The sequence below is a fragment of the Eubacterium sp. AF15-50 genome (assembly GCF_934835595.1).
In the GTDB taxonomy this organism is placed as follows: domain Bacteria; phylum Bacillota; class Clostridia; order Lachnospirales; family Lachnospiraceae; genus Eubacterium_G; species Eubacterium_G segne.
In genome coordinates, this window is the sequence record NZ_CAKVZL010000119.1 from 1 (window position 1) to 5,354 (window position 5,354).

4 protein-coding genes and 1 pseudogene are annotated in these 5,354 nt (G+C 36.0%); 4 read left to right on the forward strand and 1 reads right to left on the reverse strand.

From position 1 onward, the window contains the following. On the forward strand, positions 1 to 769 hold a 769-nt coding region (locus Q5O73_RS09965), incomplete at its 5' end, for a transketolase family protein (RefSeq protein WP_302669609.1). 329 nt (positions 770 to 1,098) lie between these two features. Then, complete coding sequence (locus Q5O73_RS09970; protein WP_207721421.1) at positions 1,099 to 2,853, forward strand: ammonium transporter; 1,755 nt, start codon at positions 1,099 to 1,101, stop codon at positions 2,851 to 2,853. Positions 2,854 to 3,001: 148 nt separating this feature from the next. Here the strand turns inward: Q5O73_RS09970 and Q5O73_RS09975 are convergent, their stop codons facing one another. Next, on the reverse strand, positions 3,002 to 3,907 hold the full coding sequence (locus Q5O73_RS09975) for a sigma-70 domain-containing protein (RefSeq protein WP_021951801.1): 906 nt from the start codon (positions 3,905 to 3,907) through the stop codon (positions 3,002 to 3,004). Between the two features lie 150 nt (positions 3,908 to 4,057). Here Q5O73_RS09975 and Q5O73_RS09980 point away from each other — a divergent pair, with 150 nt between their 5' ends. After that, positions 4,058 to 5,194, forward strand: coding sequence for a hypothetical protein (locus tag Q5O73_RS09980; RefSeq protein WP_302669610.1), 1,137 nt, complete (start codon positions 4,058 to 4,060; stop codon positions 5,192 to 5,194). Between the two features lie 13 nt (positions 5,195 to 5,207). Continuing rightward, positions 5,208 to 5,354, forward strand: a pseudogene (locus Q5O73_RS09985) (flavin reductase family protein); the annotation flags it as partial.

Sequence of the window (5,354 nt, forward strand, 5' to 3'; positions counted from 1 at the left end):
AGCTAATATGATGGGAATAGCAGCAGGATTATCTACCTGTGGAAAGGTACCTTTTGCCAGCACATTTGCAATGTTTGCAGCAGGAAGAGCTTTTGAGCAGGTGAGAAACACTATAGGATATCCACACCTTAATGTAAAAATCGGGGCAACTCATGCAGGAATTTCTGTAGGAGAAGACGGTGCCACACATCAGTGTAATGAAGATATTGCGCTTATGAGAGTTATACCGGGAATGACAGTTATAAATCCATGTGATGATGTGGAAGCCCGTGCAGCAGTAAAGGCAGCATATGAAATGGAAGGCCCTGTATATATGAGATTTGGACGTCTTGCAGCACCGGTTATTAATGATGAAAACAATTATAAATTTGAAATTGGAAAAGGCATATTAATGCGTCAGGGAAGTGACATTACAATTGTTGCTACCGGTCTTATGGTGTCTTATGCCCTTGAAGCAGCAGAAAAACTTGCAGCAGAGGGAATTAGTGCCGAGGTTATTAATATTCATACAATTAAGCCTTTAGATGAAGATATAATTGTAAAATCCGCTGAAAAGACTAAGAATGTGTTTACAGTGGAAGAACATTCCGTAATTGGTGGTTTAGGAAGTGCAGTATGTGATGCATTAAGCGCAAAATGCCCTACAAAGGTAACTAAGATAGGTGTAAATGACGTGTTTGGACATTCAGGACCGGCTTTAGAGCTTATAAAAGAGTTTGGACTGGATGGAGAAGGCATATATAATAAAATTAAGGAGAATATACAGTAATCTTTAATAAAGTTTATAAAAAACGGAAAAAAGTTTACGAAATAAAACCTAACATTAATAAATTAAAGTCTGAATTTAAGAAAATTAAATTTGGACTTTTTTTTATTAGCAAAAGTGATTTATCCATTGAAATAAAAAAATATGATGTTATACTAATGCATGTTGAACGAAATGCAAGGGAGCAGACGTAAAGGTCTAGCTCCCTTTTTCGTTTCTGAGAGCACATAATTATTGAAAAGCACAATGGCAAATTCAGTAATTGTGTCGTCTGGGAAAACATCCCCTTTAAATGTTTTCCAGGTAAAAATATTATTTAGGACTAAAAAAGAATGGAGGAATTAGTTATGGGAGCAGAAGAGATTATTAAAGCAGCAACAGACAGCAGTTTTGCTATTTGGTTCCTTATTGGTGCCAGCCTGGTATTCTTTATGCAGGCAGGCTTCGCAATGGTTGAAACAGGATTTACAAGAGCAAAGAATGCCGGCAACATTATTATGAAAAACTTAATGGACTTTTGTATCGGTACTATAATGTACATAGTATTAGGTTTCGGGCTTATGATGTCAGAGGATTATGTAATGGGAATTATTGGTATTCCAAATCTTGATATCTTTATCCATTATGACACATTTAACTGGTCACAGTTCGTATTTCAGTTAGTATTCTGTGCAACAGCAGCTACAATTGTTTCAGGTGCTATGGCTGAAAGAACAAAGTTCAGTGCTTACTGTATTTATTCAGCAGCAATCAGCTTAATAGTATATCCTATTGAAGCAGGCTGGGTTTGGAACTATGGTGGCAACGGATGGTTACAGCAGTTACATTTCGTAGATTTCGCAGGTTCAGCAGTTATTCACTCTGTAGGTGGTATGGCGGCATTAGTTGGAGCCATTATTGTGGGACCTCGTATTGGCAAGTACACAAAGAGATCTAATGGTAAAATCAGATCAAACGCCATTGCAGGTCACTCAATAACTCTTGGTGCATTAGGATGCTTCATTCTTTGGTTTGGATGGTATGGATTTAACGGTGCAGCAGCTACAAACAATGACAGCTTAGCATCAATCTTTATGAATACAACAATTGCACCGGCAACAGCAACAGTAGTTTGTATGATATTTACATGGATTAAAGACGGAAAGCCTGATGTTGGTATGTGTCTTAACGCATCCCTTGCAGGTTTGGTAGCAATTACAGCAGGATGTGCTTCAGTTGATACTGTAGGAGCATTAATCATTGGTGCAGTTTCAGGTATATTAGTGGATGTAGTAGTAGAAGTTTTAGATAAAAAGTTCCACATTGATGACCCGGTTGGTGCCGTTGGTGTTCACTGGGCAAACGGTGTTTGGGGAACAATTGCCGTAGGTTTATTTGCAACAGGTAGGGGAGAAACAGTTAATGCATTTGCAGATGGTTCTTACTACGCAGGTTTATTCTATGGTGGTGGAGCAAAACTTTTAGGAATCCAGATTTTAGGTATTGTAGCAATTGATGTTTACGCAGCAATAATGATGACAATTGTATTCCAGATTATTAAACATACAATTGGACTTAGAGTTAAACCAGAAGAAGAAATCATTGGTATGGATATTTCAGAACATGGCCTTGCATCAGCTTACGCAGATTTCCTTCCGGCAGCACCATCATATGCAGGAGAAAGCGAAGGTTCAGTTGACCTTTCAGATGTTAAACCGGTTGCTCTTGCTCTTGGCGAAAGAGAAGAAGGCAGATATACAAAGATTTCCATTATATGTCCGGAAGAAAGATTTGGTGTACTTCGTGACACAATGAATGCTATTGGAGTAATGGGAATGACAGTATCTCAGGTAATGGGATGTGGAGCTGAGAAAGGTAAGACAGGTAGATACAGAGGTGTACCAACCACAATGAACCTTTATAAGAAAGTACAGGTTGACATAGTAGTTTCAACAGTTGATCCGGGACTTGTTGTGGCAGCAGCAAGAAAGGCACTTAATACTGAACACTATGGCGACGGTAAGATTTTCGTAACAAATGTAGAAGATGTTATGAGAGTTCGTACAGGTGAAGTTGGTGTGGAAGCATTAGCTTACAAGGATAAATAAAAAACAGGAAAAGAGTTGTATATCAGTTAGATATTTTGGAACTCTGTTCTTAAATATATATTTTACTTAATCTCATTAAAAAGGGCTGTGGTCTTGACCTGATAAGTCAAAGCCGCAGCCTCTTTTATGCCTTATTAAGCTAAAAAAACTACTTACTATGTCTCCATGTAAGAGGTTGATTATTATCATTGTCGTTTAAATCTGAAGTATTTCCGGTTTGGGAAGTATCCTCTGCAATTTTGGTATCCTGATTAACTGACAAAGTGTTAATGGATGTTTTTAATAAAAGAGATACCTCATCTTCGTCAATACCCATAGCTTCAGATAATTCAGCTAATTCAGGAACACGACCAAGCTTTTCACTTAACTGCTTTGTAACTTTATCCAGTAAATTAAGCTGGTCAGCCAAATGCTGGCTTATGCGGTCAGAATTAATCTGTTCGTTAATGGTATTTTTTATGGCATCAGTAACACGGTTTGTAATAAATTCATTAAAGTCACCGCAATTACTGTTATAATCTGATACCGCCAGCATCATGCCAATATTTCCTTCCTGAATAAGGTCGCCAAAGGAGACCCCTTTGCCACGAAAATTACCGGCAATTTCTGCTACTAATGAAAGACTACCTTCAACTAAACGTTTTGAAGCTTCGGCATTACCTGAAAGTAACTGATTTATTAATTCAACCTTTTCTGTGTCAGACAAAGGTTCAATGTTTTCCATATCTGACATATACATATTGACGAAAGCGATTTCCTCTTGGGACTCCTTAAAATTTGAAGCTTTTTCAGGAATGCCTTCATTAGGGGAATCCTCCGCTATGCTTTCTGTGGTATCTTCATTTAATGTGTCAAAAAAAGACGTTGGTGTAAATCCTAAAACCTTTATTTTATTAAGGCTTAAATAGTCGTTAATAAAACCGTACTGACTTTCGTCATCAATTAAATCCTTGAAAAAGACCTTAACATCTTCCTGAGTGATTTCGTTACCTTTTGTAGCTGCGTAATCCACAAGAGAAGTAAGAGCCTCGTTAAATTGTGCTTTTTTATCCATAACAATATAATAGTCGGAAAACTTTTTATCCGACTGAATCCTTTCATATGTTATGTTAATGATACATAAAAGCCTTGCAAAAATCAAGGATAATGGGTAACATTTAAGTACACGTATATATAAAACAGACTTTAATGCAGGAGTAGACTTATGAAGAAGAAATCGATAATAAGGGAAAGAGTAGTATCTCTTTTTTTCATATTAATATTTATAGCAGTTTGCATGGGAATTGGAGCAGGAATGGCATATATAAACCATGAGTCAGATCCCACAGATGTTGCCGCAGGATATTTCAGAGCGTTTGTAAGCAGTGATTTTAATAAAATGTATGATTACCTTACAAAGGAAAAAGAGGTTTACATAAATAAAGAAACATATATCGAAGCCATGAAGCAAATGCGCTTACAGTATACAATTGATTCTTACGAAATATTAGACCCGGAGAAAAAGAACGGACAAAAGTTAGTCAGGGTAAAATGTATAGATGACTCAAAAAAAGAAAACAGATATTTTGAAATATATGTTGATGAAATAAGAAAGGGAATGAATATTATACCGGAATACTCTGTTAATTGCGACAGCATGATTGTAAAAAATTTTACTGTAGTTATTAACAGTGGAAATCAATTGAAAATTAACGGGAAAACCATTACAAAGGATAATGCTTCCGTAGAAGAAAAGGATGGTAAATTGACTTATAAATTTAAGGGTATTCTTTTGGGAGATTACAAGGTAGTGGCTACAAACAAATATTATGCAGTAAACAGTCAGGTGGATTTAAAGAAACCTGATACAACGCTTGATATGACAAAAAAATCTTACACTGCCAGTGAAGAATATTCCGGGAAAATAAAACAGTCAGGAGATAAAGTCATTAAGTTGTTTTATAAGGCGGCAAGGGATAAAAAACCATCCTATCCAAACCCTATAAAATGCTTTCCTAATAATAAAAAGCTGAAAAGTAAGGTCAAGGACCTTGTTACTAAGACACAGGATATAATATATCCGCCGGATACTAAAAATATAGAAGACTATAAGGTATCTGACTTTAATATAAATAATTTAAAGAATACCATAACGTATAATGACAAAACAAAGGTTTATACTTTAAAATATACTTATAGCTATAATTATATGGCATCTACAAAGACCACATTGTATAATAGTTATGTGTATACCCTATCCGGAAAATGTAAAAGTGAAATGACTTTAAACTATACCTTAAAGGGTGATGATATTTCACTTACGGATATAAAGTTATTAAACAAAAATACTAAGAAGGAATAAAGGAGATAATTACATGGCAAAAGATATTTGGAAACCGGGAAATATGTTGTATCCCCTGCCGGCTGTTTTAGTTACTGCTACAGACGGAGAAGGAAATGATAATGTATTTACAGTAGCATGGACAGGCACGGTATGTTCGGATCCTGCTATGGTGTACATT

Bases quoted from the DNA above. Each gene is read 5' to 3' on its own strand.
- Q5O73_RS09970 (WP_207721421.1), top strand. From the start codon at position 1,099: ATGGAGGAATTAGTTATGGGAGCAGAAGAGATTATTAAAGCAGCAACA.
- Q5O73_RS09980 (WP_302669610.1), top strand. From the start codon at position 4,058: ATGAAGAAGAAATCGATAATAAGGGAAAGAGTAGTATCTCTTTTTTTC.
- Q5O73_RS09975 (WP_021951801.1), bottom strand. From the start codon at position 3,907: ATGGATAAAAAAGCACAATTTAACGAGGCTCTTACTTCTCTTGTGGAT.